Annotated in this window: 21 protein-coding genes and 1 tRNA gene; 8 read left to right on the forward strand and 14 right to left on the reverse strand. The window is 60.9% G+C overall.

The window, feature by feature from the left end; genetic code table 11:
* Positions 1-46: 46 nt before the first annotated feature.
* Positions 47-772, forward strand: a complete 726-nt coding sequence (locus ACFKSJ_RS11560) for a cysteine hydrolase family protein (protein ID WP_440949951.1) — start codon at positions 47-49, stop codon at positions 770-772.
* Between the two features lie 118 nt (positions 773-890).
* On the opposite strand, the gene ACFKSJ_RS11565 is transcribed toward ACFKSJ_RS11560, so the two are convergent.
* The 12 genes from ACFKSJ_RS11565 to ACFKSJ_RS11620 all read right to left on the reverse strand — a co-directional run bounded on the left by ACFKSJ_RS11565 (position 891) and on the right by ACFKSJ_RS11620 (position 18765).
* A tRNA-Leu gene (locus tag ACFKSJ_RS11565) sits at positions 891-973 on the reverse strand.
* A gap of 35 nt (positions 974-1008) precedes the next feature.
* The gene (locus ACFKSJ_RS11570; protein ID WP_440949952.1) at positions 1009-2790 is read right to left on the reverse strand and encodes a histidine kinase N-terminal 7TM domain-containing protein; all 1782 of its coding nucleotides are present in this window, start codon (positions 2788-2790) and stop codon (positions 1009-1011) included.
* A gap of 105 nt (positions 2791-2895) precedes the next feature.
* Positions 2896-4638 carry a histidine kinase N-terminal 7TM domain-containing protein gene (locus tag ACFKSJ_RS11575; protein ID WP_440949953.1) on the reverse strand — a complete coding sequence of 581 codons (1743 nt, stop codon included), beginning with the start codon at positions 4636-4638 and terminating at the stop codon, positions 2896-2898.
* A gap of 96 nt (positions 4639-4734) precedes the next feature.
* Positions 4735-6483, reverse strand: coding sequence for a histidine kinase N-terminal 7TM domain-containing protein (locus tag ACFKSJ_RS11580; protein WP_440949954.1), 1749 nt, complete (start codon positions 6481-6483; stop codon positions 4735-4737).
* A gap of 84 nt (positions 6484-6567) precedes the next feature.
* Positions 6568-10437 (reverse strand): DNA-directed DNA polymerase II large subunit, encoded by a 3870-nt coding sequence (locus ACFKSJ_RS11585; protein WP_440949955.1) that lies wholly within the window; start codon positions 10435-10437, stop codon positions 6568-6570.
* 67 nt (positions 10438-10504) lie between these two features.
* Positions 10505-12766 (reverse strand): DEAD/DEAH box helicase, encoded by a 2262-nt coding sequence (locus tag ACFKSJ_RS11590; protein WP_440949956.1) that lies wholly within the window; start codon positions 12764-12766, stop codon positions 10505-10507.
* Positions 12756-13844, reverse strand: a complete 1089-nt coding sequence (locus tag ACFKSJ_RS11595; RefSeq protein WP_440949957.1) for a ribonuclease H-like domain-containing protein — start codon at positions 13842-13844, stop codon at positions 12756-12758. The genes ACFKSJ_RS11590 and ACFKSJ_RS11595 overlap by 11 nt, the downstream gene beginning before the upstream one ends.
* Positions 13845-13891: 47 nt before the next feature.
* Entirely contained in the window at positions 13892-14950 is a 1059-nt protein-coding gene (locus tag ACFKSJ_RS11600) for a PAS domain S-box protein (RefSeq protein ID WP_440949958.1), read from the reverse strand.
* Positions 14934-16061 carry an alcohol dehydrogenase-like regulatory protein ErcA gene (gene ercA / locus ACFKSJ_RS11605; RefSeq protein WP_440949959.1) on the reverse strand — a complete coding sequence of 376 codons (1128 nt, stop codon included), beginning with the start codon at positions 16059-16061 and terminating at the stop codon, positions 14934-14936. Before ercA ends, ACFKSJ_RS11600 begins: the two co-directional genes overlap by 17 nt.
* Positions 16062-16151: 90 nt before the next feature.
* Positions 16152-17780, reverse strand: a complete 1629-nt coding sequence (locus ACFKSJ_RS11610; protein WP_440949960.1) for an ATP-binding protein — start codon at positions 17778-17780, stop codon at positions 16152-16154.
* A gap of 2 nt (positions 17781-17782) precedes the next feature.
* Positions 17783-18409, reverse strand: a complete 627-nt coding sequence (locus tag ACFKSJ_RS11615; RefSeq protein WP_440949961.1) for a chemotaxis protein CheC — start codon at positions 18407-18409, stop codon at positions 17783-17785.
* Positions 18406-18765, reverse strand: coding sequence for a response regulator (locus tag ACFKSJ_RS11620; RefSeq protein WP_440949962.1), 360 nt, complete (start codon positions 18763-18765; stop codon positions 18406-18408). Before ACFKSJ_RS11620 ends, ACFKSJ_RS11615 begins: the two co-directional genes overlap by 4 nt.
* Positions 18766-18920: 155 nt before the next feature.
* On the opposite strand from ACFKSJ_RS11620, the gene ACFKSJ_RS11625 reads away from it, so the two are divergent.
* Positions 18921-19202, forward strand: a complete 282-nt coding sequence (locus ACFKSJ_RS11625; protein ID WP_440949963.1) for a DUF1922 domain-containing protein — start codon at positions 18921-18923, stop codon at positions 19200-19202.
* A gap of 64 nt (positions 19203-19266) precedes the next feature.
* Here ACFKSJ_RS11625 and ACFKSJ_RS11630 read toward each other — a convergent pair whose 3' ends face one another.
* Entirely contained in the window at positions 19267-19440 is a 174-nt protein-coding gene (locus ACFKSJ_RS11630; RefSeq protein ID WP_440949964.1) for a rubredoxin, read from the reverse strand.
* A 151-nt stretch (positions 19441-19591) separates the two neighbouring features.
* Complete coding sequence (gene fhcD, locus ACFKSJ_RS11635; RefSeq protein WP_440949965.1) at positions 19592-20479, reverse strand: formylmethanofuran--tetrahydromethanopterin N-formyltransferase; 888 nt, start codon at positions 20477-20479, stop codon at positions 19592-19594.
* A gap of 253 nt (positions 20480-20732) precedes the next feature.
* Between fhcD and ACFKSJ_RS11640 the strand changes: the two genes are divergently transcribed.
* From ACFKSJ_RS11640 to ACFKSJ_RS11665, 6 genes are read left to right on the forward strand one after another with little or no spacing between them, the layout of a single operon-like run.
* Positions 20733-20999, forward strand: coding sequence for a 4Fe-4S binding protein (locus tag ACFKSJ_RS11640; RefSeq protein WP_440949966.1), 267 nt, complete (start codon positions 20733-20735; stop codon positions 20997-20999).
* 23 nt (positions 21000-21022) lie between these two features.
* Positions 21023-22183 (forward strand): 4Fe-4S binding protein, encoded by a 1161-nt coding sequence (locus ACFKSJ_RS11645; protein ID WP_440949967.1) that lies wholly within the window; start codon positions 21023-21025, stop codon positions 22181-22183.
* 9 nt (positions 22184-22192) lie between these two features.
* The gene (gene hdrC / locus ACFKSJ_RS11650; RefSeq protein ID WP_440949968.1) at positions 22193-22777 is read left to right on the forward strand and encodes a CoB--CoM heterodisulfide reductase subunit C; all 585 of its coding nucleotides are present in this window, start codon (positions 22193-22195) and stop codon (positions 22775-22777) included.
* A 6-nt stretch (positions 22778-22783) separates the two neighbouring features.
* Entirely contained in the window at positions 22784-23674 is an 891-nt protein-coding gene (gene hdrB, locus ACFKSJ_RS11655; protein ID WP_440949969.1) for a CoB--CoM heterodisulfide reductase subunit B, read from the forward strand.
* A 14-nt stretch (positions 23675-23688) separates the two neighbouring features.
* On the forward strand, positions 23689-25710 hold the full coding sequence (locus ACFKSJ_RS11660) for a 4Fe-4S dicluster domain-containing protein (RefSeq protein WP_440949970.1): 2022 nt from the start codon (positions 23689-23691) through the stop codon (positions 25708-25710).
* Entirely contained in the window at positions 25711-26139 is a 429-nt protein-coding gene (locus tag ACFKSJ_RS11665) for a hydrogenase iron-sulfur subunit (protein WP_440949971.1), read from the forward strand. It abuts the gene before it with no gap.
* Positions 26140-26152: the final 13 nt, after the last annotated feature.

The raw sequence follows: 26152 nt of genomic DNA on the forward strand, positions 1-26152 counted from the left end.
TGTTGTATTTAACTAAGGCGACCAGATTGAATGGATAGAGGAGACCATGGACCTTGAACAGTTCGTTCGAAACAACCGGCCGTTTCTCGCCTGGTTGTTGGAGTGGCACGATGGCCTTCCCACCTGGACCTGGGATGAAATCCTCCAGATGGTGGGCGGCGACGCCGGCCGCATCGCCGTCCTGGCCGTGGACGTGACGGGCGGCTTTTGCAGAGGGGGAGCTCTGGCCAGCGAACGCGTGGCCCGCATCGTCGATCCCATCACCCTGGTCTTTAACCGGGCGCATGAGGCGGGGGTGCGCCATTTTCTCCTGCCTCAGGACACTCACACCGAAGACGCCGTCGAGTTCGGCAGTTATCCCCCCCACTGCACGCGGGGCAGCGACGAACCACTGACGGTAAGCGAGCTGCGGAACCTTCCCTTCGCCGGCCTGTTCACGATCTTCGAAAAGGATTCGATCAGTTCGGACATCGACACCGGTCTTGGGGAGTGGCTGGACCGGCGCCCGGAGGTGACGACGCTGATCGTCACCGGCGACTGCACAGATCTGTGCGTCTACCACTTGGCCATGTACCTGCGGCTGCGGGCCAATGTCCGCAGCCTGCGTGATGTGCGGGTCATCGTGCCCCTGGACAGCATCGACACCTTTGACCTGTCCGTGGAAGAGGCACGCCGGGTCGGCGCCATGCCCCACGACGCCGATCTGTTGCATCTGGTCTTCGCTCACGCCATGGCCAGCAACGGCGTCGAGATAGTCAGACAGGTGGTGTAGCATGGCAGAAACCGGCCGTCTGGCGGACGAGATCATCGCCAGACCCCGGCGGCGTGGTCTTTACTCGACCAAAAAAAATGACAGATGAACGTCCCGGTATCGCCGGTCTGATCGTTGATGCGGGGAAAGGGATTCGAACCCTTGAACTCCTGCGAGAGACGCTCTTGAGGCGCCCACCTTTGGCCTCTTGGTTATCCCCGCGTCTGTACCTATTGCCGGTGATCTCTGTTAAATCTTCAGGCCGGGAGATCAGAACGCTCTGACCCGGCACCGGAGGCTGGCACCGCATCGGATCCCTCTCCCCGGTCTCCTCCGGGATGATGCCGGGTTCGGTACCGGCCGGGAGGCACCCGGATCTCGAACTGCGCCCCGACTCCCGGGATCCCGGTCTCTGCGATCGTCATCCCGGTGATCGAGAGGATCTCGCGGGCGAGGAAGAGGCCGAGGCCGGTGTTGCTGCCGTACTCGCGTTCGAAGATCCGCTCCTTACAGTCATCGGGCACCCCGGCCCCGTCGTCTTCGCAGACGATCGTGAGGCCGGCCGGACCGGTCCTGGCGGAGAGGAGGATCTCGGTGACTCTCCCCCCGTGCCGGACCGCATTCTCAAAGAGGGTGCTGATCACCTTCTCGAGCAGCGGATCGGCGAGCACCTCGATATCTGGGAGAAGATTGCTGATCTGCACCTCCCCGAGCGCCACCTCTGCAACTGCCCTCCCCGGAAGACTCCGAAGGTCGGTCCATATCGGGGCCGATGTGCCGATCGCCTGGTAGTCGCGCATGAAGATGACCATCTCTCTGACCCGGCCGGTGGCATCCAGCACCTTCTCCACCGTATCGATCTGTGGTGCTGTCATTCCGTCCTCGCGGAGCAGGTCCAGGTACCCGTCGATCACCACCAGCTGGTTGCTGATATCGTGCCTGGTGATCGCCGAGATGAGCGCGAGCTGCCGGTTGGCCACCTCGAGTTCGTCGGTCTGCCACAAGAGCGACTCCTCGGTCTGCCGCCATGGGCTGATATCCCGAATCAGCAGCACCGAGCCCGCCGGCCGGGCGCTCTCATCCCCGAGGGGGATCACCTCGAAGGTGACGTGCTGATCACCATGCCTGACCTCCTCCTTAACCCCAGGACAGGCGTGTCTGAGGATCCCGGGCAGCTCCGGGAACCGCTCGGTCAGATCTGCCGCCGGTCGGCCGATCCCGTCGCCTGGAGCGAGGCCGAGCACCGCTTCTGCGGCCGGGTTCACCTCGGTGACCCGTCCCAGGTCGTCGACCACCATCACCCCGACCGGAATCTTCTGGAGGATGACCGAGTGGGCTATCGGGATCAGGTCGAAGAGTCGGAATGAGAAGATCCCAATGGTGAATGCCACAGCGGTGATGATGAGGGCGTAGGGGGCCAGGTCCAGGTGCGGGACCGGGGAGAGGCCGATGAGGTACAGGATGGAGGCGACGAAGGGGGCGAACAACCCGATCCCCATGATCAGGATCTGCCTTCTGTACAGCGGCCGGGTGCTTCTGTGGTATGCCCGCACGAGCAGTCCTGTCGCGACAACCATCCCAATGTACTGGTAGCATGCATTGAGATAGTATCCCGGTCCCGGGGTGAAGACCAGGCGTGGAAACGGTGCCGAGGTGTCGACACCGACGGTAAGGTAGTGGAGGGGACTCTGCGTCAGGACTAGGATGAGGGTGATCACCGGAATGATTGAAAGGACGGCGAGGAGCGCCGGCGAGAGACGACGGGTCCGATCGATGTATCCGAGCACCACGATCATCAGCAGGGACGGGATCGACGCGATCCCCACGTACTCGATCTTGACCCAGAAGAGTATCCCGGCCAGGTCACTGCTGGCCAGTTCCATCCCGGCTCCACCGATGTACAGGGTGATCGCGAACAGGAGGAGGAGAACCCCGGTGACACTGCTGATTGCCCGGCGGCGATCCCATCCAGTGTAGGCAGCGAGGAGAGCGGTGACGATGGCTGCTGCGAACAGGAAGATGGAGTACCCGGGGATCATAGCAGACCGATAAGAAGGTCATCGCCTGATCGTATAACCGATCCGGTGCATTCAAAACAGGGAAAAACCTGCCGAACCTTTCTTTTTTACTTCTCTGTGCACCCTTCAGGCCAGGCTCTCAGCGCCCTCTCCATAGTCTCCTCCTGGATGGACCCGTGTTCTGTACCGGCCGGGAGGCACCCGGATCTCGAACTGTGCCCCGACTCCCGGGATCCCGGTCTCTGCGATCTTCATCCCGGTGATCGAGAGGATCTCGCGGGCAAGAAAGAGGCCGAGGCCGGTGTTGCTGCCGTACCCGCGTTCAAAGATCCGTTCCTTTCTGTCCTCTGCCACTCCGGCCCCGTCGTCCTCACAGACGAATATCAGCCCTGACGGATCGGTCCTGGTGGAGAGGAGGATCTCGGTGACCGTCGCTCCGTGCCGGACCGCATTCTCAAAGAGGGTGGCGATCACCTTCTCGAGCAGCGGATCGGCGAGCACCTCGATATCAGGGAGAAGATTGCTGATCCGCACCTCCCCGAGCGCCACCTCTGCGGCCGCCTTCCCAGGAAGGCTCCGAAGGTCGGTCCATACCGGGGCCGATGTGCCGATCGCCTGGTAGTCATGCATGAAGGTGACCATCCGTCTGACCCGGCCGGTGGCGTTCTGGACCTGCTCCACCACCCCGGTCTGGACTGGTGTCATCTCGTCCTCGCGGAGCAGGTCCAGGTATCCGTCGACCACCACCAGCTGGTTGCTGATGTCGTGCCTGGTGATCGCCGAGATGAGCGCGAGCTGCCGGTTGGCCACCTCGAGTTCGTCGGTCCGTCGCCGAAGCGACTCCTCCGCCTGTCGCCAGAGCGTAATATCCCGGATCAGCAGCACCGATCCAGCCGGTTGATCCCCCTCCTTCCCGAGGGGGACCACCTCGAAGGTGAAATGCTGGTCGTCGTGCCTGACCTCCTCCTCAACCCCTGGCCGGGCGTGCCTGAGGATCCGGGGCAACTCCGGGAACCGCTCGGTCAGATCTGCCGCCGGCCGGCCGATCCCCTCGTCTGGAGCGAGGCCGAGCGCCGCTTCAGCGGCCGGGTTCACCTCGGTGACCCGTTCCAGGTCGTCGACCACCATCACCCCGACCGGGATCTTCTGGAGGATGACTGAGTGGGCTATTGGGATCAGGTCGAAGAGCCGGAATGAGAAGATCCCGACGGTAAACGCCGTTGCGGTGATGACGAGAGCGAACGGGACCAGGTCCAGGTGCGGGATCGGGGAGAGGCCGGCGAGGTACAGGATGAAGGCGACGAACGGGGCGATCGCCCCGATCGCCATGATCAGAACCTGCCTTCTATACAGTGGCCGGGTGCTTCTGCGGTACGCCCACACGAGCAGCGCGGTCCCGACCAGCTGCGACATGAACAGGTAACTTGAATTGACGAAATACCAGAGCCCCGGGGTGAAGACCAGGCGTGGAAACGGTGCCGAGGTGTCGACACCGACGGTATGGTAGTGGAGGGGATTCTGCGTCAGGACCAGCGCGAGGGTGATCACCGGGATCACCGAGAGGACGGCGAGAACGGCCGGGGAGATGTGTCGGTTCAGGTCGGCGTACCCGAGCACCACAATCAGGAGCAGGGGTGGGATCCATGCAATCCCGAGGTACTGGACCTTGCTCCAGAAGAGCATGCCGGCCAGAGTACTGCTGGCCAGTTCCATCCCGTATCCACTGATATACAGGGTGATGGCGATGAGGAGGAGGACAATCCCCATGGCACTGCTGATCATCTGCCGGCGGTGCCACCCCGTAAAAGCGGCGAGGAGGGCAGTGATAACGGCTGCAGCGATGAGAAAGACGGAGTACCCGGTGATCATAGCAGACAGATGGTATGGTCATCGCGAGATCATATAAACCGATCCGGTACGTTCCTAGCAGAGAAACACTGCCGGTCCTTCCTTTTGCAGATCAGTTCACCCATCAGGCCGGGGCGTCAGCACCCTCTCTGTAATCTCCTTCGGGACGGACCCGTGTCTGTACCGGCCGGGAGGCACCCGGATCTCGAACTGTGCCCCGACTCCTGGGATCCCGGTCTCTGCGATCGTCATCCCGGTGATCGAGAGGATCTCGCGGGCGAGGAAGAGGCCGAGGCCGGTGTTGCTGCCGTACCCGCGTTCGAAGATCCGTTCCTTTCTGTCCTCTGCCACTCCGACCCCGTCGTCCTCGCAGACGATCGTGAGGCCGGCAGGACTGGTCCTAGCGGAGAGGAGAATCTTGGTGACTCTCCCCCCATGCCGGACCGCATTCTCAAAGAGGGTGGCGATCACCTTCTCGAGCAGCGGATCGGCCAGCACCTCGATATCAGGGAGAAGATTGCTGATCCGCACCTTCCCGAGCGCCACCTCTGCGGCCGCCTTCCCCGGAAGGCTCCGAAGGTCGGTCCATACCGGGGCCGATGTGCCGATCGCCTGGTAGTCACGCATGAAGGTGACTATCCGCCCGACCCGGTCGGTGGCGTTCTGGACCTGTTCCACCACCCCGGCCTGTGGTGTGGTCATCCCGTCCTCGTGGAGCAGGTCCAGGTATCCGTCGACCACCACCAGCTGGTTGCTGATATCGTGCCTGGTGATCGCCGAGATGAGTTCGAGCTGCCGGTTAGCCACCTCGAGTTCGTCGGTCCGTCGCCGAAGCGACTCCTCCGCCTGTCGCCAGAGGGTGATATCCCGGATCAGCAGCACCGATCCCGCTGGCTGCTCCCCCTCGTCCCCGAGAGGAACCACCTCGAAGGTGAAGTGCTGGTCGTCGTGCCTGACCTCCTCCTCAACCCCTGGCCGGACGCGCCTGAGGATCCCGGGCAACTCCGGGAACCGGTCGGTCAACGCTGCCGCCGGCCGGCCGATCCCGTCGCCTGGAGCGAGGCCGAACGCCGCTTCAGCGGCCGGGTTCGCCTCGGTGACCCGTTCCAGGTCGTCGACCACCATCACCCCGACCGGAATCCGTTGGAGGATGACCGAGTGAGCGAACGGTGTCAGGTCGAAGAGCCTGAATGAGAAGATCCCGATGGTGGACGCCACGGCGGTGATGAAGAGAGCGAACGGTGTCAGGTCCATGTGCGGGACCGGGGAGAGGCCGGCGAGGTACAGGATGAAGGCGATGAACGGGGCGACCATCCCGATCCCCATGATCCGGACCTGTCGTTTATACAGCGGCCGGGTGCTCCTGCGGTACGCCCCTACGAGCAGCATGGTTCCCACCAGCTGCGAGATGAACAGGTACCCGGAATTGACATAATACCAGGGCCCCGGGGTGAAGACCAGCTGGGGAAACGGCTCCGATGTGTCGATGCCGATCGTCTGGTAGTGGAGGGGGTTCTGCGTCAAAACCAGCACAAGGGTGATCACCGGGATGATCGAGAGGAGGGCGAGGATCGCCGGGGAGAAGTGCCGGGTTCGGTCGGTGTACCCGAGCACCATGATCAGCAGCAGGAGCGGGATCGGTGCAATCCCCACGTACTCGACCATCCTCCAGAAGAGCATGCCGGCCGGGTCGGTACTGATCAGTTCCATCCCGTACCCCCCGATGTACAGGGTGATTGCGACCAGGAGGAGGACCGTCCCGGTGGCGCTTGAGAGCACCTGCCGGCGGTGCCGCCCGGTATAGACGGCGAGGAAGGTCGTGATGATGGCTGTAACGATCAGAAAGACGGAGTACCCGGTGATCATAGCAGACTGATGAGTTGGTCACCGTCTGACCGTATAACCGATCCGGTACGTTCACAGCAGGGGAACGCTGCCGGCTCCGTCCGATCACATGAAGTCGGCGAGGCCGAGCTGCTGCTCCTTTGCGGCCCCGAAGGTGGACTGGATCGCCATGTCCAGCACCTCGACCCGCTGGCGGGTGTACTCGGTGACGTCATACTTGTGACAGATCTCCTTGGAGATCTCCAGGTATTTCTTCACCGAGCCCTCATGCACGGTCGGGATGATCGTGTTCCCGCACTTCGTGCACCGTCCGGCGAGCGGCATCCGCCGGTACTTGGTGCCGCACCGGGTGCACCGGAACTTCTGCTTGGAGAAGGCGGAGAGGTTTCCCATCAGGTCGGGCATGAAGTGGGTCTTGAGCACCCGCTCGGCCACGTCGTCGGCGTCGACGGCCCGGATCTTCTCGGCCAGGTCGAGTTCGGCCCCGAGCTTGTCGACCATCGACTCGAGCAGCGTATAGGTGGACTCGAGCGGACCGGTCGAGATGTTGGTGGTGTCGTGAGTGAACATGAACCCTTCCAGCTGGGCCGGGGTGCCGAGCCGACGCTCCACCCGGTCGATCAGGGCGTCGAGGTCCTTGGGGTGGGCGTACTGCTGGGCGGCCAGGTAGAACTCCAGCGGGTAGCCAGACCCTACGTCCACGTTCAGCGACTCCTTGTCGATCTCGGCCGGGTCGAGCCGGGAGGTCAGCACCAGCGGGGCGTCCATCGACCCGCCCCTGCTCTCCGGCAGGAACGAGCGGGAGAAGTTGATCAGCCCGTCGAGGAGCATCATCACGCAGTCCTCGTCCCCGTCGCACTGGCCTGTGAAGATTCCGTCCGCGACCAGGGTGTGGTCCTCGGCCACCGTCAGGCAGAAGACCCGTTCGTCGGGGCACGGGACGATGTCCAGCTCGGTGATTCGGTCGGCGAGCACCTGCCCCCCCTCATAGACCGGGACGGCGTCGTCGATCTTCACCTCGTCGGCCCGGATCTTTCGCAGGTAGTCCACGTCCCAGACCAGCATCGCATGCTCGGGGGTGACCGAGACGACCTTGCCCCGGGAGGTCCCGAACCGGATCAGGGCCGGCGGTGCCCGGTGCACCGAGACCGATGTGATCTTACGGAGGTGCATCCTCCCCTGCGTATCCACCGACCGGGTCAGAAACGGCCTCTGTGGATCCGAGTAGAAGGTGCCGAAGTGGTCGAGACCCGGGTTGGCGAGGTCGAAGTTTTCGAGGACGAACTGCCGGATCGGGACCTTCGTCCAGGAGCGGTAGTTGTAGACCTCGATGATCGTATCCCCGTGGAAGCAGTTCCGCCTTTTCGCGGCATGGAAGAACGGGTGGGCGTAGCCGACGTTCGCCTTCGTGAACCCGACCAGCCTGGCCAGGACGCCGGCACTGGTGTGAGGTGCCAGCCCGATCACCAGATGGCCGAGCAGGTCGGCCCTGGATTTGACCTTGTAGAACGGGGGGAGGTGATAGACCTTCTCCAGCAGGTCGTCGATGAAGGCCGTCACCTCCAGCAGCCAGACGGCGCACTTCTCCGAGACCAGGATGTCCTGAGGCCGGAGCTCAACCACCTGCGTCGGGTCGGTCAGCGGCACCCCGTAGACATCCTGGGTGTACCCGAGGGCGACCAGTTGTTCTGGAGTCACCGCACACTCGTCGGCCCTGATATGGGTCAGGGGGAGGTCGATCATATCGTACCGGACCGTCCCGTCCTTGAAGACATAGAGGCTGTGCCGGGCGCGGAGAACCCCCTTGGCCAGGTCTTCGACGACCTTCTCCCGAGAGATCAACCCCTTCACCCCCTTCACAAGCGGGACCATCCCGGTCCGAAGGCCGAGTTCGTCGAGGACGGTTGCATAGTCATTCTTGACATTGATCGAGACCGTCTGGGCGCAGACCGTCCCGGCATCGCACCGGGGGCACCTGTCCGCATCGATCTCGAGGTTGCACTTCGGGCATCTGAAGACCGGCTCGGTGTGGGCCCCACAGGCGCACCGGTTCTTGTAGGTGATCGTCTTGCAGACCGGGCACCGACGTTCCCCGACCTCTGCAACGATCACCCCGCCGTCCCGGTTCCGTTCCGGGGCGTAGGTCGAGGCCTCCTGGAACGAACGACGGGCACCGCCGGCCTCTCCGACCGGGAAGAGGGCGTGGGGCGGGGGCTTCATCTCCCGCGCCTTGGACTTGCCGGGCCTGCCCATCCTGCCGCCGATCCTGGTCCCCCCCTTCTGCCGCATCGCAAACCCGGCGAGGTGGCAGGCAAGGGAGAGCGCGTCATGGCCGTCGGTCGGGGCGTCCTCCCAGACCGCCCGCCTCTGTAGGTGCAGGTCGAGCCCGAGGGCGGCGATCAGCACCAGGTGACGGGGGATGATGATCTGGTCGTTCCTGACCGTGTGCTCCACCAGCAGCTCCTCGAGGATCGTCTTCCCTGCCGCATCGGAGGGAAGGACCAGGCCGTCTTGTGTGACCGTCCCGGTCTGGCTGACCCAGTCGGCGAGGGCGACCAGCTGCGCCGGCGTGATGTCGTCCCACATCTGCGTGTACTCCGGGTGGAGGTATCCCCCGTCGAGGGCCAGCAGGATCGCCTCGGTCTCGTCCGCCGGGCGGCTGACCCCGTTGTTCTCCTGCAGCCACCACTCCTCGCAGTACCCGGACGGCACCAGCAGGTGGTTGTTCTCCAGGAACTCGCCGTATGACACGAGCATCTCGCCGACATCGAGGATCCGCTCCACCGAACCGGAGATCTGGTGGGCGAGCGCCAGGTCGTCGACCCGGAGGACATCCCCGTTCACCAGCCTGACCGTCGGCCCCTGGATCGTATCCACCGGCACGATCCCGGCCGCCTTGCCGGGCCGCTCGACCTTCATCTGGGTGCCGACCGCCAGGAAGTCGCCGAGCAGGTGCAGTGTCGCCGGGTGAAGGCCGGCCGCGGCGAACCCGGTGTTTCGTGCCCTGCCGTACCGCAGCCGGAATCCCCCTTTGCGCATCGGGTACGAGAAGACCGGCCGTCCGCCGATCAGGTCGCGGAGGTACTTGTCCTTGGGCTTGACCCCGACCTCGTCTTCGTCGTCCCCCGTCTTGACCGTCCCGCTGATCAGTTCGTCGAGCCACTCCCAGCCCTTCATCTTCATCTTCCGGACGTTCTTCTGGATCTTGGGGGCCTTGAGGGCCATCCCTTCGGCGAGGACCAGCGCCATCCCGCCTCGGACAACATTCGTCTCGACCCGTTCCAGGTTCCGGTACCCGGAGACCTCCTCCTGCTCGGTCGCCTCGCCATCGATGCAGACCGGGCAGTTAGCGACGATCGTCCTGATCTCTTTCTCGCTCGGCAGGTACTGCAGCGACATGATCGAGTTGTACTGCTTGATCTCCTCGATATACCGCTCTATCTCCTCGGGGCGTGGGACGAATCTCCCGATCCCGAGTTGCTGCCTGACATAATCGCCGACCAGCACCGAGAGCGCCTGTGCCGTCCCGCCGGCGCTCCGGATCGGGCCGGCATAGTAGATCTTCAGGTAGTCGGTCCCGTCGTCGTTCCTGCCGAGGCAGATCTTCCCGACCCCTTCGGTCGGGGCTGCCACCACCCCTTCGGTCAGCAGGGCCATCCCGGTCCTGATCGCGTGGTCGAGGATCTCCTCCGGGGTCGTCTCCCCAAAGCGCTTTGCAACGAAGTCGTCGCCGATCCGTAAGGAAGCCTCCTCCCGGGACATCGTCTGCTCGAGTTCCCGGATCCGTGCCGCGACCCCTTTGATCCCGAGCAGCGCCTCGACCCGGTCGGCCAGGTCGTTGGCTATCGGGATCTCGACCCGTGTCTTTGGGTCAATTCCCAGAGCCCTCGCCTGCTCTGCGACACCGATCGCCTCGTAAAGGCCGTCCTGGAGGCTCTTATGGTAGGCGTCCATCATCGGCGAGACCTGCAACATCAGGATCAGATGGTCGCACACCGGATATAAGAGCGAGGGTGTGAGACCTCCGGTCCGGGTCCGGGTTTCAGGATGGGGTGAGGGCAGCCGTGATAGCCCTGAGCACCATGACCGTCCCCTGCTTGTCGAGCGGGGCGTTGTCGTTCCCGCATTTTGGGGAGTGGATGCAGGCCGGGCAGCCGTCGGTGCAGGGGCAGGAGGCGACCAGGTCCCCTGCCATCGCCGCCAGCCGCCCGAGCAGGGAGGGCACCCTCGCCGTCAGCCCGGCCCCGCCCGGGCAGCTGTCATAGATGCAGATCAACGGCCCGTCGGTCTCCGGTGCCATCACCATTGAGACCCCGCCGATGTCCTGCCGGTCGCAGAGCAGGTGGACCGGCATCACCGCGATCAGGGCATGTTCGGCCCCATGGAGCGCACCGGCCGGGTCCAGGCCGGCCTCTGCCAGGTCCTGGGGGAGGGTTCTGGAGAACTTCAGCGAGACACCCCGGGTCTGAAAGGTCAGGGGTGGCAGGTCGAGGTGATGGGTCGCGAGCACCTCGCCGTACTGCCTGATCTGGTAGCCGGTGAAGGTGTCCTGCACGGTCACGTCTCCGGTCTCGATGGTCAGGCCCGGGTAGGTGACGGTGGTCGCGACCTCACCGGCGGTGATATCGGTGGCGTGGAGCGGCTTTGTCGTGTACTCCACGTCGACCGGTTCGGCGGTGATATCCAGGTTCTCCGGGTCCATCGTCGTCACCGCGAAGGTCTCCCCCTGGTGGAGAAGGATGGCCCCGGCGAAGGCCTCCCGGTAGGCCTGGTGCCGGTCGAGGGTCTCCAGCACCCTGCCGTCGGCGACCACCCGGAAGATATCGCCGCTCAGCCCGTCGAGCTTGACCGCCTCGGTGGCCCGCTGTCTCCCGGCGTAGACGAGGCCGGACTCGGTCTCTGCCAGCAGCCGTTCCCGGACGAGTGCGGTTGTCAGCGGGGAGAAGAGCGGACCGAAGAGGTCCTGGTCGTTGTCGGTCAGCGGCAGTTCTGCAGCAGCGCAGAGAAGTTGCCCGGAGACGATCGCCGGGTTCCCGAGATCGAGGATCGCCTGCTCGTGCGGCGCGGCGAAGAACGCCTCGGGGTGGTGCATGTAGTACTGGTCCAGCGGCCCCTGCTGGGCGATCACTGCCGCCACTGACGGCACCTCCCGCCGGCCGGCTCGACCGATCTGCTGCCAGGTCGCGATCATTGTGCCCGGGTAGCCGCAGAGTACCACCGCATCGAGCGAGCCGATATCGATCCCGACCTCCAGGGCCGAGGTGGTCGTCAGCCCATGGAGCAGCCCCTGCTGGAGCCGGTTCTCGAGATCCCGCCGCTCGGACGGCAGGTACCCGGCCCGGTAGGCCGCCAGCTCGTACCGGTCCCCCTCCCCTGCCTGCAGCAGGTACTCCTTCGCCACCGTCGTGATCACCTCGGCGGTCTTCCTGGACTGGGCGAAGCAGAGGGTTTGCAGGTCCTGCCTGACTGCGTCGAGCATCACCTCGGCTGCGGCCGTGATCGTCGACCCCGTCTCCCCGGCTACGTACGGGTTGTACAGAACCACGTGCCTCTCCTGCTGCGGGGCGCCGTTCCCCTCGATCACCTGGCAGGGATGGCCGGTCAGCAGTTCTCCGAACTCTTCCGGATTCGCCAGCGTCGCGGTCGAGAGCAGGTACTGCGGGGTCCGTCGGTACCCCCGGCAGACCCGTTCCAGCCGCCGGAGCAGCAGGGCGATCGAGGAGCCGAAGACCCCCCGGTACCGATGCGCCTCATCGATCACGACAAACTGCAGCCCGGCCAGGAACCGGGACCATTTGTAGTGCCAGGGGAGCACCTGGTGCAGTTCGTACGGGTTCGTGATCACGATCCTGGACTGGTTCCGGATCTGCGGACGCCTCCCCTGGGGGGTGTCCCCGTCGTAGACCGCCGGCCCTGTCCGGATCCCGCTGGACGCCTCCAGGTCGAGGAGCACTCGCATCTGGTCCCTGGCCAGGGCCTTGGTCGGGTAGATGAAGAGGGCGGTGGCGGCCGGCTCCGCTTCGAGCCGCTCGAGCACCGGCAGGGAGAATCCGAGGGTCTTGCCGCTGGCTGTGGGGGTGGTGAGGATCAGACTCCTCCCCTGCCTGCACGCCTCGATAGCCCTGCACTGGTGGGTGTACAGATGGATATCGCGTTCGTCGAGCATCTGGGAGAGACGGGGGGAGAGCGGCCGTTTCAAGGAGCCGTACGCGGCTTCTCGCCCGTCGAGGGTCCTGACTGCGGCGATCCGCCGGCGGTGGCGGTCAGAATTCTCGAGGGCGGCCAGGAGGGCTTCAGCGGTCATGATAGACCTCCCTGATAAGCCCGAAGAGGTGTGCCGTGGTGACCAGGTCCTGCCGGTTGTGCTCGACGATGGGAACGAGGGGACCCGGGTTCCCGGTCTGCTGATAGGCCGCGTAGAACTCGGGGACCATCGCCGACGGCAGGTCATCTTCGCGGACCGTCCCGCAGAGCTTTGCCTCCAGGGTCCCGAGTTTGCAGTCCGGGAACCGATCTTTCCAGAGCGACCGGCTGTGATGGAGGAGATCGATCTGGGGCGGAACCGGCTGCGGCAGTCGGTAGTAGGCGCACCGCTCCTGCAGGTACGGCAGGTCGAAGGACCGCCCGTTGAAGGTGACCAGTACGGTCCCGGGCGAGAACTCATCGATCGTGGCCTGCAGGGCCGTCTGCTCGTCTCTGACCCCCTGCAGGAGGTACTGGGTGGTGATCAGCCGGTTCTGCCTGAGCCTGGCCAGCCCGAAGAGGATGATTGGCCGGGAGAAGAACCCGAGGGTCTCGATATCGAAGAAGAGGAGGTCGCTCTCCTCCGGGGGTGACCCGGCTAGGAAGGCGAGCCGGTGAGAACGGGAGTGGCGCGAGAGGATCAATGCCAGGAGATCTCTCCGGTCAGCCTCATCGATCCTATGCTGTACCCTGCCGGCCTCCTCCCTGAACCGGCGATGCCAGGCCAGGTCCCTGATCGTCAGATATCCCCGCCGCCGCAGGCTCGCCGCTGTTGCAGGGCCGATCCCCGGGACCAGCGTCAGATCTTCACAGAGCAGGGCCGGCAGCATGTCAGGGTCCGATCGGTCCAGCCGGTACGGGACTGACGCGGTGATCCGGAAACAGCTCGTTCCGTCCGGCATCATGATCTCCTCCCCGTTCAGCGCCTCATCGAACGGGACCTCCTCATAGGCTGCGAGCAGTTCCTCCTTTCTTGCGAGGCCGCGCTGATAGGCGGATGAGAAGATGTATGAATCGGAGAACCCCGCCCGATAGAGGTTGTCGTGTGCGATCACCGTATAGTCTCGGGATACGTCGATCCTGGCGGCAAGATTGCTGCAGATCTGGTCGATCGGGGTGGACATATGGTTGATCAGCATCTGGCGCCGGCTGGATAAAAGGGGTGAATGCTGCAGGGTGAAAGTGATCAATAATACTTTTTGATGAAGGATCGGACCTTCTCCGACTCGAGCCATCCCCGATCGAGCCGGTCGATGATCCTGTCGATCTCCTCAGCCTGCATGAGGATCTTCTCGGCGTACGCTCCATTCTCCAAGTCGGTGAGCCCGACGATCACGGCCAGCGGATTTCTGATATGGTCGCCGAGGGTCGCGAACTGCAGGATGTTCTGCTCGATCTGCAGCAGGGCTTCCCGCTTGATCCGGTCGAGCGCCCGGCGTCCCCGGATGTCCCTGATCATCCAGCAGAAGACCACCTTTCCTTCCGGGTAGGTGATCGGGTTCTTCCTGACCTCCACCGGCACCCGGCTCCCATCCTTGCGGATGAACTCCCCCTCGACCGGGGTCGTGCCGGCCGGGTCGGTGGTCAGGTCGGCCGGCCCGTCCGCCACCAGGTCGACAGGCGAGAGGAGGGCCAGCTCCGCGGCAGTATATCCGAGCAGCTGCTGGAGTGCTGCATTCGTCTCCACGATTCCGCCCATCTCCGGGTCCACGATCATCAGCCCTTCGGAGACCTGCTGAACAACCCCCCGGTACCGGTTCTCCGACTCGGTCAGCGCTTCCAGGATCCGATTCCGCTCGGAGATGTCCCTGGCCACGGCCACCAGGTAGTCGCTTCCGCCGAAACTGGTGAATCGGAGGGTCATCTCAACGCAGACAAAACTTCCGTCCTGCCTGGTCAGACTGGTGGTCACGGTCTGCGTGCAGTGCCGGTCGACAACCTTTTCCTTCCAGCACAGGTCGGGGAGACCTCCGGGAACCAGGTCGCCTATCCGGAGACGAAGGAGTTCGTCCCGCCGGTACCCGAGCTGTTCACATGCCGACCAGTTCAGATCCGTGATCTCCCCTTCAGGCAGTCGGATCAGCAGGATTGCGTCATTGGACTGGTCGAGGAGGGCCCTGAACCGCTCCAGGTCTGCGAGCCGTGCCTGCAGCTCCGGATAATAATTCTTCCTGGTGGAATGTTCACCAAGTCCGATGATCTGCTCACGCAGCCGGTCCCAGCGATCATCAGAGGAGTTCTTCATAGATCGCCTCGATCTCTTCCATCGTTGGTCTCTTCGGGTTGGTCACCATGCAGGGGTCTCCCATAGCATCGGCTGCCATCAACGAGATCACGTCCCTGGTCACCCCGAGAGCCTTGAGGTCCGGTTTCCCGTGAATATACTCGGCCAGGTCCCTGATCCCGGTGCAGACCGCCTCGTTCACCTCCTGATCTGACCGGCCACACAGGTCCAGCCCCAGCGCCTCTCCGATCCGGGCGTACCGTTCTGGCACCGTTGAAAAGTTGAATGCAATGACCTTTTCGAGGATGAGCGCATTGCAGACTCCATGCGGGATGTCCAGGAGTCCGCCGAGGGCGTGGGCCATCGCATGGGAGGCCCCGAGGCTCGCATTCGAGAAGGCCAGCCCTGCCTCCAGGCTCGCGAGCATCAGATCTTCTCGCTGCCCGGCCGTGGTCCCCTCCTGCACCTTTGGAAGGCAGGCGGCCAGCAATCTGATCGCCGCCAGAGCGTGCAGGTCGGTGATCGGAGAACTGGCATTGGAGACGAAGGCCTCGATGGCATGGGCCAGGGCATCGAACCCGGTCGCAACGATCAGGTGTGGCGGGAGGGTGGCCAGCGTGTCAGGGTCGATCAGCGAGACATCGGGGACGATCGCCTTGCTGATGATCGCGAACTTACGTCTCCTGGTCTGGTCATAGATGACCGCAAACTGTGAGAGATCTGCCGAGGAGCCGGCGGTGGTCGGAACACAGACCAGGGGCGGACCGGGCTTCTTCACCAGGTCCACCCCTTCAAAGGAGAGAATATGCTGATGGTGTGCAGAGACGATCCCGATCCCCTTTGCACAATCGATGGCCGATCCACCTCCGACCGCGACGATCCCGCTGCATCCGCCGGCCTGGTACAGCAGTGCCCCCTCCATCACCTCCTCTGCACGGGGGTTGGGCGAGACCTGATCGAAGAGGTGGACCGAGATCCCGACCCCGGTCAGCGTCTGCAGCACCTCGCCTGCATACCCGGCTCTGACCACGCCGGGATCGGTGACCAGCAGCACTTTTCTGGCCCCGAAGTTCCGGGCATACTGCCCGGCCAGCATCCGGGCCCCGCTGCCGTAGACAAACTCTGGAGCCACAAATTTCCTGAGTCTTGATGTGCTTGACTGTACCATCAGGTCACCAGATTCTGGATGTGATACCTTGCTTCTGTACTGGTAAATACCTTGTCAGGCCCGTCGGGCCCCCTGTGCCGGCGCTCTCTTCAGGGTGAACCTGATGGCTGCTCCCTGGGCGGGGTCGCCCGGCACCCGGTCATCGACCAGGATCGTGCCGCCGTACCGCTCGACCAGCGACCGGGTGATGAAGAGCCCGAGCCCTTTCCCGGAACAGTCATGCACTCCCCGCGAAAATCGGTTGAAGACCCTCTCCTTCAATGCGTCGGGGATCCCGGGACCGTCGTCCTCGACCGAGACCCTGACCATCTCCCCGAGATCCTCGACCCGCACCTGCACCTGCACCGACGGTCCCCCGAACTTCAGGCTGTTTCCGATCAGGTTCGTGAAGATCTCAGCGACCAGGTCATCAACCATCACTATCACCTCTCCTGAAGGAACGGTGATCCTGGTGGAATCGAAGTGTTCCGCTTCAGATCTGATCACCCTGACCAGGTCGGTACTCTTCAGGGGCGTGTGGTTCTCATGGATCCGCCGGATCGTGGAGACGTTCCTGATGATCTCTCCACTCTTCTCGATCCCGGTCAGCAGTCGTTCTGCAGTCTCGCGTTCCTCCCCCTCAAGGATCTCGGTCAGCAGGGTGGCGTACATCATCATCGCCGTGATCGCATTGTTCACATCATGGGTGATGATGTCGAGGTACAGGTTCGCCTTGGTATAGGCGGACCGCACCTGCTCCTGCAGTTCGGTCTTCACGACCGCAGCCCCGATCTCCCTGCCTATCGACTCGAGGATACCTTTCTCATCGGTGGTGAACTGATGGATGCGTGAACTGACAATGTTCATCGCACCGACGACCCGATCATCGGCGATCAGGGGGATGGAAGCCAGGGTCTTAAAACCGGCGGATTGGGTGATAGGCATGAGCTGGCTGATGTCCATACAGTACCAGGGCTGTCCATCGATCATCACTGTTCGAAAGGGGTCCTGGTTGAGGGTGACCGATCGGATATTCTGGACAAATTCTGGCGGCAGCCCTTGGTGAGTGATCAGGTCTGCAGTCTCCTGCCGAATCAGGTAGATGCCGCCGCCTTCAAAGTTCAGCAGTGAGAGGACCTTCCCGAGGACAAGGGTCACCAGTTCGTCGACCGATGCAGATGAGGTGGCGACCTGGGTGATCTGGTGGAGGATCGAGAGTTCGTTGTTTCTCTGTTTGATCTTCTCCTCTCCCTGCAGCCGGCAGGCCATCTCCTCCTGCACCTGGTTGCGCATCTCCCGGTAGGCCTCGACCCGGTCCACCAGTTCGGTCACGTCCTCGATCGAGAAGAGGGCGTGATACCGCCCCTCCTCCCCTGACGGCAGTGCTGTCACGGTCGTCTTCTGACTCTGCATCCGTCCGTTCGCGAGCAGTACAGGGATCAGGTACCGGTGGAGCTGGGACGAGAAGACGGCCGGCGCCCCCTGCTCAAAGACTGCACAAAGCCGCATCATAATCCCCGGGGATACCAGGTCCGGGAAGAACTCCCCGACCTGCCTCCCGGTGATCGTCTCCCTGCTGATTCCGGTCCACCGGGCCAGGGAGTTGTTCCAGAAACGGACGATCATCTCGCTGTCCAGGACCAGGATCCCAACCGGCACTGCGTCCAGCAGCACATACGGGTCCCAGGTCTCTTTGATCTGCATAATCACTCAACAGACCCTGCACTCAGTCGGTCGATCCCAGCGAAGAGCGCGTCCAACGACCCGACCTCGAGGATCAGCACAATATCCCCTTCGATCTGGAGTTGTTCGATACTGAACCGGGTCTGTACGAGCAACATCCACTCGTCGACGTTCTTTGTATCAGAAGAGACCAGTGAGACGATCGACCCCTCCTGGTAGACTGGAAGGCTGTACCTGACCTGTTCACTGAGCATATTCGTGATCGAGCCCATCACACAGTTCACGACGATATTGCCCACCTCGATCAGCGTCACCGCCCGGAGTGCATCGAGGTCAGGCGTCCCCAGTTCTTCATCGGTCAGGCACGAGACTAACTGGGCCGCACTTGCGGTTGGAAAGATCAGGGCCGCTGTGCCGGAGAAAGTGCCGGTAAAATCCATCTTCACGGCGGCCAGAAGGTCGTCCGTTCGCCCTTCCATCGCCCCGTCGAGATCGTCGATGGTCACCAGGGCGATGGATGGGACCCGCAGTGAGATCTGGTGCGAGGTCATCTGGTTCAGCATCCCCGCCGCCCTGCCGACCCCGATGTTGATCAGTTCCATCAGGGCGTCCTTCTTCTCCCCGGTCAGCACCGGTGGTGCCTTGGTCATACCCCGAGCCCGCCCTGTACTGCCGTGATCAGATCCTCTGTCTTCACGGGCTTGTTCAGAAACCCTGCCGCCCCGAGTGCGAGGCACTGTTCCCGGGTAATCTCCTGGATGTCGGCGGTCACCACCACCACCGGGACTCGGTTCTGCTGTTTCTGCAGTTCTGTGAGCACGGCGAACCCGTCCATCTCCGGCATGACCAGATCGAGCAGAATCAGGTCAGGGGCGGCGTCACGGGCCTGCAGCAGCCCTTCCCTCCCGTTTTTTGCCTCAACGGTCTCATAACCGGCCTGCAACAACGTCTTTCTGATAATTCCCCGCTGAAACGATGAGTCATCAATGATCAGGATCCTGGCCATGTGGATACTTCTCCTGTGATCTTATTGAACACTTGGAAGGATAACTCTTCACCTCTCCGGTGTTCCTTACGGAGGGTGGTCAGTGCTCATCCGGTGCATCGAGGAGAACAATCCCGAAGAGTTTTTTACATCTGAAATCGCATCTTGCGTTGTCCATGTTTCACGTTCTCCGCTGTCCCGGCTGTTCCACCTTCACGTATGTGGACCGGTTCGAGCGCTGGAAACTCTGTCATGTCTGTGGCGAGGTGATCAATGCCAAGCGGGCCCCGGTCTATCTGGATGTAAGGGACTACCGGGACGCTGAGGACGTGGTCGTTCAGCTCGAGGACTTCCTCCATACCGCCGGCAGGGATGACCTCTCACGGGAGGAACTCGAGACACTCCGGCGGGAGTACTCCCAGTGGCTGCGTCTCCAGAACGGTGAAGACACCACATAAAAAAGGTCACGGAATTAATTTTAAAAAAAAGTGAACGGTTCCCCATGACAGGGGTGCACCCGTATCAGTCATCCAGTTTTTTGAAGACCCCTTTCTTGGTGACATAGATCCCGCATTCGGGGCATCGCCAGGTCTTGGGCAGTTTCTCAAACGGGGTTCCGGGCTCGATCCCATTCTTTGGATCCCCTTTGATCGGGTCATAGATGTAGTGACATTCAAGACAGATATAGCGGTCCATCAACAATCAACTCCGTATGCTCTTGGTCCGACCTCATCGATCAGCGCGTTTCACTGGTAGGAATTTCAGATTTATCAATTGATGGGATCTGGCACCCCACGGCAGGTTAAAAAAAAGCGTTGAGAAGATGCATGGGCATCTTCGCCAGGACTCAGAAGAGGTCCTTTAAGTGGAACTGGTGTGGGCCGAGGCTGCCACCGTAGTTCCCTGCGCTGATGAACTTCACGCCCGGGATCATGCAGGCCGCTCTGATCCCTGCTCCCATCGCGTCGGCGACCGTATCGGCGTCGACACCGTCGATGACGATCTCAAAGACTGAGTTCACACCATCAGGGATCTTGGAACCCTCGACCTTTCCCTTCAGGGACGGGCAGTAGGCCTCGTTGGTTGAGGCGTTCATGAACTTATACTTCTTCGAACCGACCTTCGAACCACTCGCGACGATACCGCCGGGGAACGAGGTGATGGCTCCCTCGACGCCGCTGATTGCATCGCTGGCTGCTTGGGCTCCGACCAGTGCTGCCATCTGGTTCTCGCCCATCACAAAGAAGTTGCCGCCGGCGACTCCCTTGACTGCGCCGTACTCTTCTTCGATGATGAAGTCGCCGCCCATCAGCGGGATGGCCCAGCAATCCCGGTCTCCAACCTTCTGCTGGTACTCGTATCCGTCTCCGAAGAAGTGGAGCTTCACCGGGATCTTCTCCTCGGCGTCAGGCATGCCGTTGAAGGCTGCCGTGGTCGGGGCTGTCAGGATGCACTCGCCGATCCGTTCGATCAGCTGTTCTTTCAGTTTCTTCTTGGATGGGTTGCAGATCAGCATCGAGTAGCCGGGTCTTCCATCAGGGGTCTCCTCGGCGGGGACGAAGGTGTCGACACCGCACTCAGCAGCACATCCTATACATGAGGTTGCAAACCCGCTCGCCTCGACAGCAGCGGTATAGGCAAGGTCCATCGTCGCAGCAGTGATGAGCACCCGCGAGATCCAGATTGGGAAGGCCTCGGCATAGGTGTCATCGATCGGTACTCCATTATATTCCATTACTAATTCCTCTGTAGGAAATTTCACAATGGTGGCAGAATAATGTTTCTAATCACAATCCGTGGCGCATAACGATTCAGGGCTTTCTCCTACAAAAATATTTAATTATTGGCGTGATTAATATGATCTCTTTGATTAACCCCCTGAATTGGGCTGATTTTACCGGTATGAACGCAGAAGGTTTATCTATATTATTTTACCAATCTTCTCGTAATCGATAAAACATCGATAATTAGCTGGTGTGTGAAAAAACATGGCGTTTGCAGTGCACATAAACTTAGAGCATTGTACCGGCTGCAACAATTGTGTGGTTGCGTGCCCTGTCGGTGCACTAGAGCTTCATACGGTTGATCCTGTCACAAATGAGAAGATCTACCGGGTCAAGAACGGCAAATCTGTCGTGATTGACATCAAGAGTGAACTCTGTGCCGGGTGTGGGGTATGCGTTGAAGCGTGCCCGTACGATGTGATCAGGCTGGAAGGTCCCTGGGGATCCAGGTCTGAAGCTAAAGTACAGTAAAAAGATGAAATGAGGTTTATCGTATGACAATGTTTCCAAAATTCTCCAAGAAGAGGGAAGGAGATAACGTTGTGATGGAGCAGAAACTCCTTCAGAACGTCAACAACCTGATCCTCAATGCAGAAACCTGTACTGGGTGCGGTATCTGTGTAGAGGCGTGCCCTGAGGAAGCGATCGTCCTTGGACTCGTCGGAGCTGCACGGAGAGGCGCCATTGACTATGCGGCACCGATCGATGTCGACGAGGTCAAGTGTTCGTATTGTGGTGTCTGCGTCTGTATGTGCCCGTTCAACGCCCTGACTCTGAAGGTCGACGGCGAAGAGCGGCTCCCTATCGTTGAGAAGGAAGGGTTCCCACAGTATGACCGGACCATGACCATCGACCAGGAGAAGTGCAATCGATGCACGATCTGCGAAGATGTCTGCCCCCGGGATGCCATTGACCGGAATGTCCCGGAATATGAAGGGACCGAAGAGGACGGCGCGAAGCGGCAGAGTGCCCTTACGTCCACGACCACCTTCAAGGTCGACGATGAGAAGTGCACCCTCTGCGGTATCTGCGGCGAACTCTGCCAGGCCATCGACGTCAAGCACAAGGCATTCTCTGCTGATTCAGGGAAGGTCGAGGGCGAAGTCCTCTGGGACGAGTCCAAGTGCGACGGATGCAAGGTCTGTGTGGACATGTGCCCGACCGAGGCGATCACCGTTGAGCGGACGGTCACTGCGAACAAGATGAAGGGAGAGGTCCAGATCGTCAATGAAGACTGCTGCACCTGCACCTGGTGCTCGACCAACTGCCCGACCGAGGCCATCACCATCGACAAGCTGATCGAGGGTGAGATCGAGTTCCACTCAGAGAAGTGTCCCGGCGGCTGTTCGACCTGTGTCGAGATCTGCCCGGCAAATGCGATCTATCTGCCGGCGGCCAAGCCTGCAGGTGAGATGGCTGGAGCTGTCGAACCGACGATTGCGGTCAACAAGGACCTCTGTATCAAGTGCGGGGCCTGTGTAAATGCATGCCCGGGTGAGGATATCATCGTGCTGCAGAGGACCGGACTGAAGATGAAGGGCAAGGAGACCGACCTCTTCAAGCGTGTTCGTGACAAGCTCTTCACCAAGCGGACATCCAAGGTAAAAGAGGATAAGCCGGGTGAAGTAGGGCTGAAGATGCTCGGGAATGCGTGAGGTAGTCAAATGGCACAATCAAAAGGTTACCCGGACGAGAAATTAAACGAGAAACTGAGAGACCGCTATATGCGTACATCAGATTCAAACCCTCAGTTTACCAAAGATATCAGAGATATTTCAATGACCACAGCGCACATGTGCTTCCAGTGCGGAACCTGCACCGGCAGCTGCCCATCTGCGCCGCGGAGCACCTACCGGATCCGCGAGTTTATGCGGAAGGGTGTGCTCGGTCTTGAGAACGAAGCGCTGACCGATCCAGATCTCTGGCTCTGCACGACCTGTTACTCCTGTACAGACCGGTGCCCGCGTGATATTGCCCCGACTGATGTGATCATGGCGATGCGGAACCTCGCATTCAAGCGTGATATCATTCCGATCAACTTCTTAAAGACCGTCCAGGCCATCTACAAGACCGGTCACGGCGTTCCAAACAACGATGTGAACAGGGCTGCCCGTGAAAAGCTCGGTCTGACCAGAGACCCGCCGACCACGCACATGTATCCTGAATATATCAAGGGAATCCAGAAGATCCTGGACCACTACAAACTCAAAGAGAACTCTGACAGGATTATCGCAGAAAACGAGGGATGATACAAGATGCATACATATGCTTTTTATCTCGGATGTATCGCGCCGAACAGGTACCCCGGTAGTGAAGCGGCTGCAATTCGTACGAGCAAGAATCTCGGTATCGACCTTGTTCCGCTCAAGGGCGCAAGCTGTTGCCCTGCCCCGGGTGCTTTCGGGTCTATCGATATGAATGTATGGTACGCCATGGCGGCTCGGAACATCGTGCTCGCCGAAGAGATGAAGATGGACATTGCCCTGATCTGCAATGGCTGCTACAAGTCCATCTATGAGGTGAACGAGAAGCTGAAGCACAACGCAGAACTGCGCGATGCAGTCAACGAAGTGCTCGCAGAGGTGGACATGGAGTTCAAGGGAACGATCGATGTCTATCACCTCGGTGAACTGCTCTATGATCCAAAGATCTGCGGCGTCGACAAGATCCGCGACTCGGTCAAGATACCGCTGACTGGCACCAAGGTCGCCGTCCACTACGGGTGTCACCTGATCAAGCCGAAGAAGGAACGCCATCTCGGGTCCACTGAGAACCCGATGTGGGTTGAGGAACTGGTCGAGGCACTCGGTGCCGAGAGTGTCCAGTACAGAAACAAGATGCAGTGCTGTGGTGCCGGCGGCGGTGTCCGTGGGTACGACCTGGTTCATGCTCTCGATATCACCAACGAGAAGTTGACGAACATGACGGAAGCGGGTGCTGATGCGGTCACTGAACTCTGTCCATTCTGCCAGCTCCAGTTCGACCGGGGACAGATCGAGATCCAGGAGAAGTTCGGTAAGTCTTACAACCTCCCGGTCTTCCACTACTCAGAACTGCTCGGGCTTGCCCAGGGTATGAGCCCACAGGAACTGGCGCTCGACCTGCATGCGATCAGCTGTGAACCGTACCTGAAAAAGGTCCTCTAATGGAGATGCGAAACATGGTAGAAGACAAGAAGAATCAAGAACCCAGAGTTGGGGTGTTCCTGTGTCACTGCGGTACAAATATTGCAGGTTCTCTCTCTATTGAGGATGTGCAGGCGTATGCACGGACCCTCCCCCACGTAGCCCACGTAGATAACTATCAGTATATGTGCTCGACCCCGGGACAGTCCAAGATCGGCGATGCGATCAAGGAACACAACCTGACCGGTGTCGTGGTCGCTGCATGCACGCCACGTCTCCATGAACCGACGTTCCGTATTGCCACCAAGGAGGGTGGACTGAACCCGTTCAGGTTTGAGATGGCAAACATTCGGGACCAGAACTCATGGGTGCACATGCACGACTTTGAGGGTGCGACCGAGAAGGCCAAGGATCAGGTGAGGATCGCGGTCGCCAAGGCAGCACTCCTCGAGGATCTCTATCCTAAGTCGGTGCCTGTAGAGAAGGCAGCGATGGTCGTCGGTGGAGGGGTTGCAGGGATGCAGGCCGCACTCGACCTCGCCGCAGCAGGGATCAAGACCTATCTGGTCGAGAAGGAACCGTCGATCGGTGGACGCATGTCCCAGCTCGACAAGACCTTCCCGACCCTGGACTGCTCGCAGTGTATCCTCTCCCCAAAGATGGTGGATGTCGGAAGAAGTGAGAACATCGAGCTGTACACCTGTGCAGAGATCGAGGAGGTCGAAGGGTACATCGGTAACTTCGACGTGACGATCCGCCGGAAGGCCCGCGGTGTGCTCACCCCCAAGGAGGCAGAGGCGAAGGGAATCGTCGGCGGTGGCTGCACCGGCTGCGGTGACTGCACCTCAGTCTGCCCTGTCGTGAAGCCGAACGTATTCGAGATCGGGATGGCTCCACGAAAAGCGATCTATATCAACCACCCCCAGGTAGTTCCGCTGATCTACAAGATCGACTTCGATTCATGTGTGAAGTGCGGCCTCTGCGTTGAGGCCTGCGGCACCAAGAAGGCAATCGACCTCGAGATGCAGGACGAACTGGTTCAGGTGAAGGTCGGAACCGTCATCCTCGCACTCGGGTACGAACTCTTCCCGATCGAGAAGAAGGAAGAGTGGGGATACAAGCGGTACGATAACGTCATCACCGGCCTCGAGTTCGAGCGGCTGATCTGTGCGTCAGGTCCGACCGGTGGTCACCTGATCCGCCCGAGCGACGGCAAGACCCCGATGAAGATCGGGTTCGTCCTCTGTGCAGGGTCTCGTGACAACACCGGCGTCGGCAAGCCATACTGCTCCAGATTCTGCTGCATGTATTCGCTCAAGCACGCCCACCAGATCATGGAGAAGATCCCGGGCGCAATCCCGTATATCTTCTACATGGACATCCGGTCCTTCGGGAAGATGTACGAGGAGTTCTACTACCGTATCCAGAACGAGGGTGCCAAGTTCATCAGAGGGCGTGTCGCCAACATCCTGGAGGATCCGGCGACCAAGAACCTGCATGTCTTTGCTGAGGATACCCTCCTCGGTGCACCGATGGATATGGAGGTCGACATGGTCGTGCTCGCCTCGGCTGTTCAGCCGACCGATATGACCGAGAAGACCAGAAGACTCTTCGGGGTCTCCTGTTCTCAGGACGGATGGCTCCTTGAAGCACATCCAAAGCTGAACCCGTGCGGGACCACCACAGCAGGGGTCTTCCTTGCAGGGGTCTGCCAGGGACCGAAGGATATCCCTGACACGGTGGCATCAGCAGAAGGTGCTGCCTCTGCAGCATCGATTCCGATCCACATGGGGCAGGTCGAGCTCGAGCCCTACTTCGCCATGTGCATTGAAGAGAAGTGCGCAGGCTGCGGCATGTGCGTGAATCTCTGTCCCTACTCCGCTCTCGCGCTCGTCGAGAAGGACGGCCGGATGGTTATGCAGGTCACAGAAGCAAAGTGCAAGGGATGTGGAACCTGTGGTGGGTTCTGTCCAGGTGGAGCAATCTGGATGAACCACTTCACCACCCCGCAGATCCTTTCGCAGATCGATTCGTTCCTTGTTGGAGGTGAGCAGTAAATGGCTGAAGAATGGAAACCGAAGATCCTCGGTATCATCTGCAACTGGTGTTCCTATGCTGGAGCAGACCTGGCCGGCGGTGCTCGTATTCAGTACCCGCCGGATGTCCGGACGATCCGTATCATGTGCACCGGCCGCGTCGATATGCTCTTCATCATGAAGGCATTCTCCGACGGTGCAGACAGTGTACTGGTATCTGGCTGTCACTTCGGTGACTGCCACTACCTTGAAGGAAATTACAAGGCTGCAAAGCGGATGTTCATGGTCAAGAGCCTGTTGAAGAACATCGGTCTGGATGACCGGCGTCTTCGGATGACCTTCGTCTCGGCATCAGAAGGTGCCAAGTGGGCGCAGGTCATCACCGATGTGGTCGAGACCACCAAAGAGCTCGGACCAAGTCCGCTGAACAAGGAAGCAAAGCAAGCATAAAGAAGGGATGATT

Origin of the sequence: Methanosphaerula subterraneus (genome assembly GCF_052055875.1) — an archaeon.
Taxonomy (GTDB): Archaea; Halobacteriota; Methanomicrobia; order Methanomicrobiales; family Methanospirillaceae; genus Methanosphaerula; species Methanosphaerula subterraneus.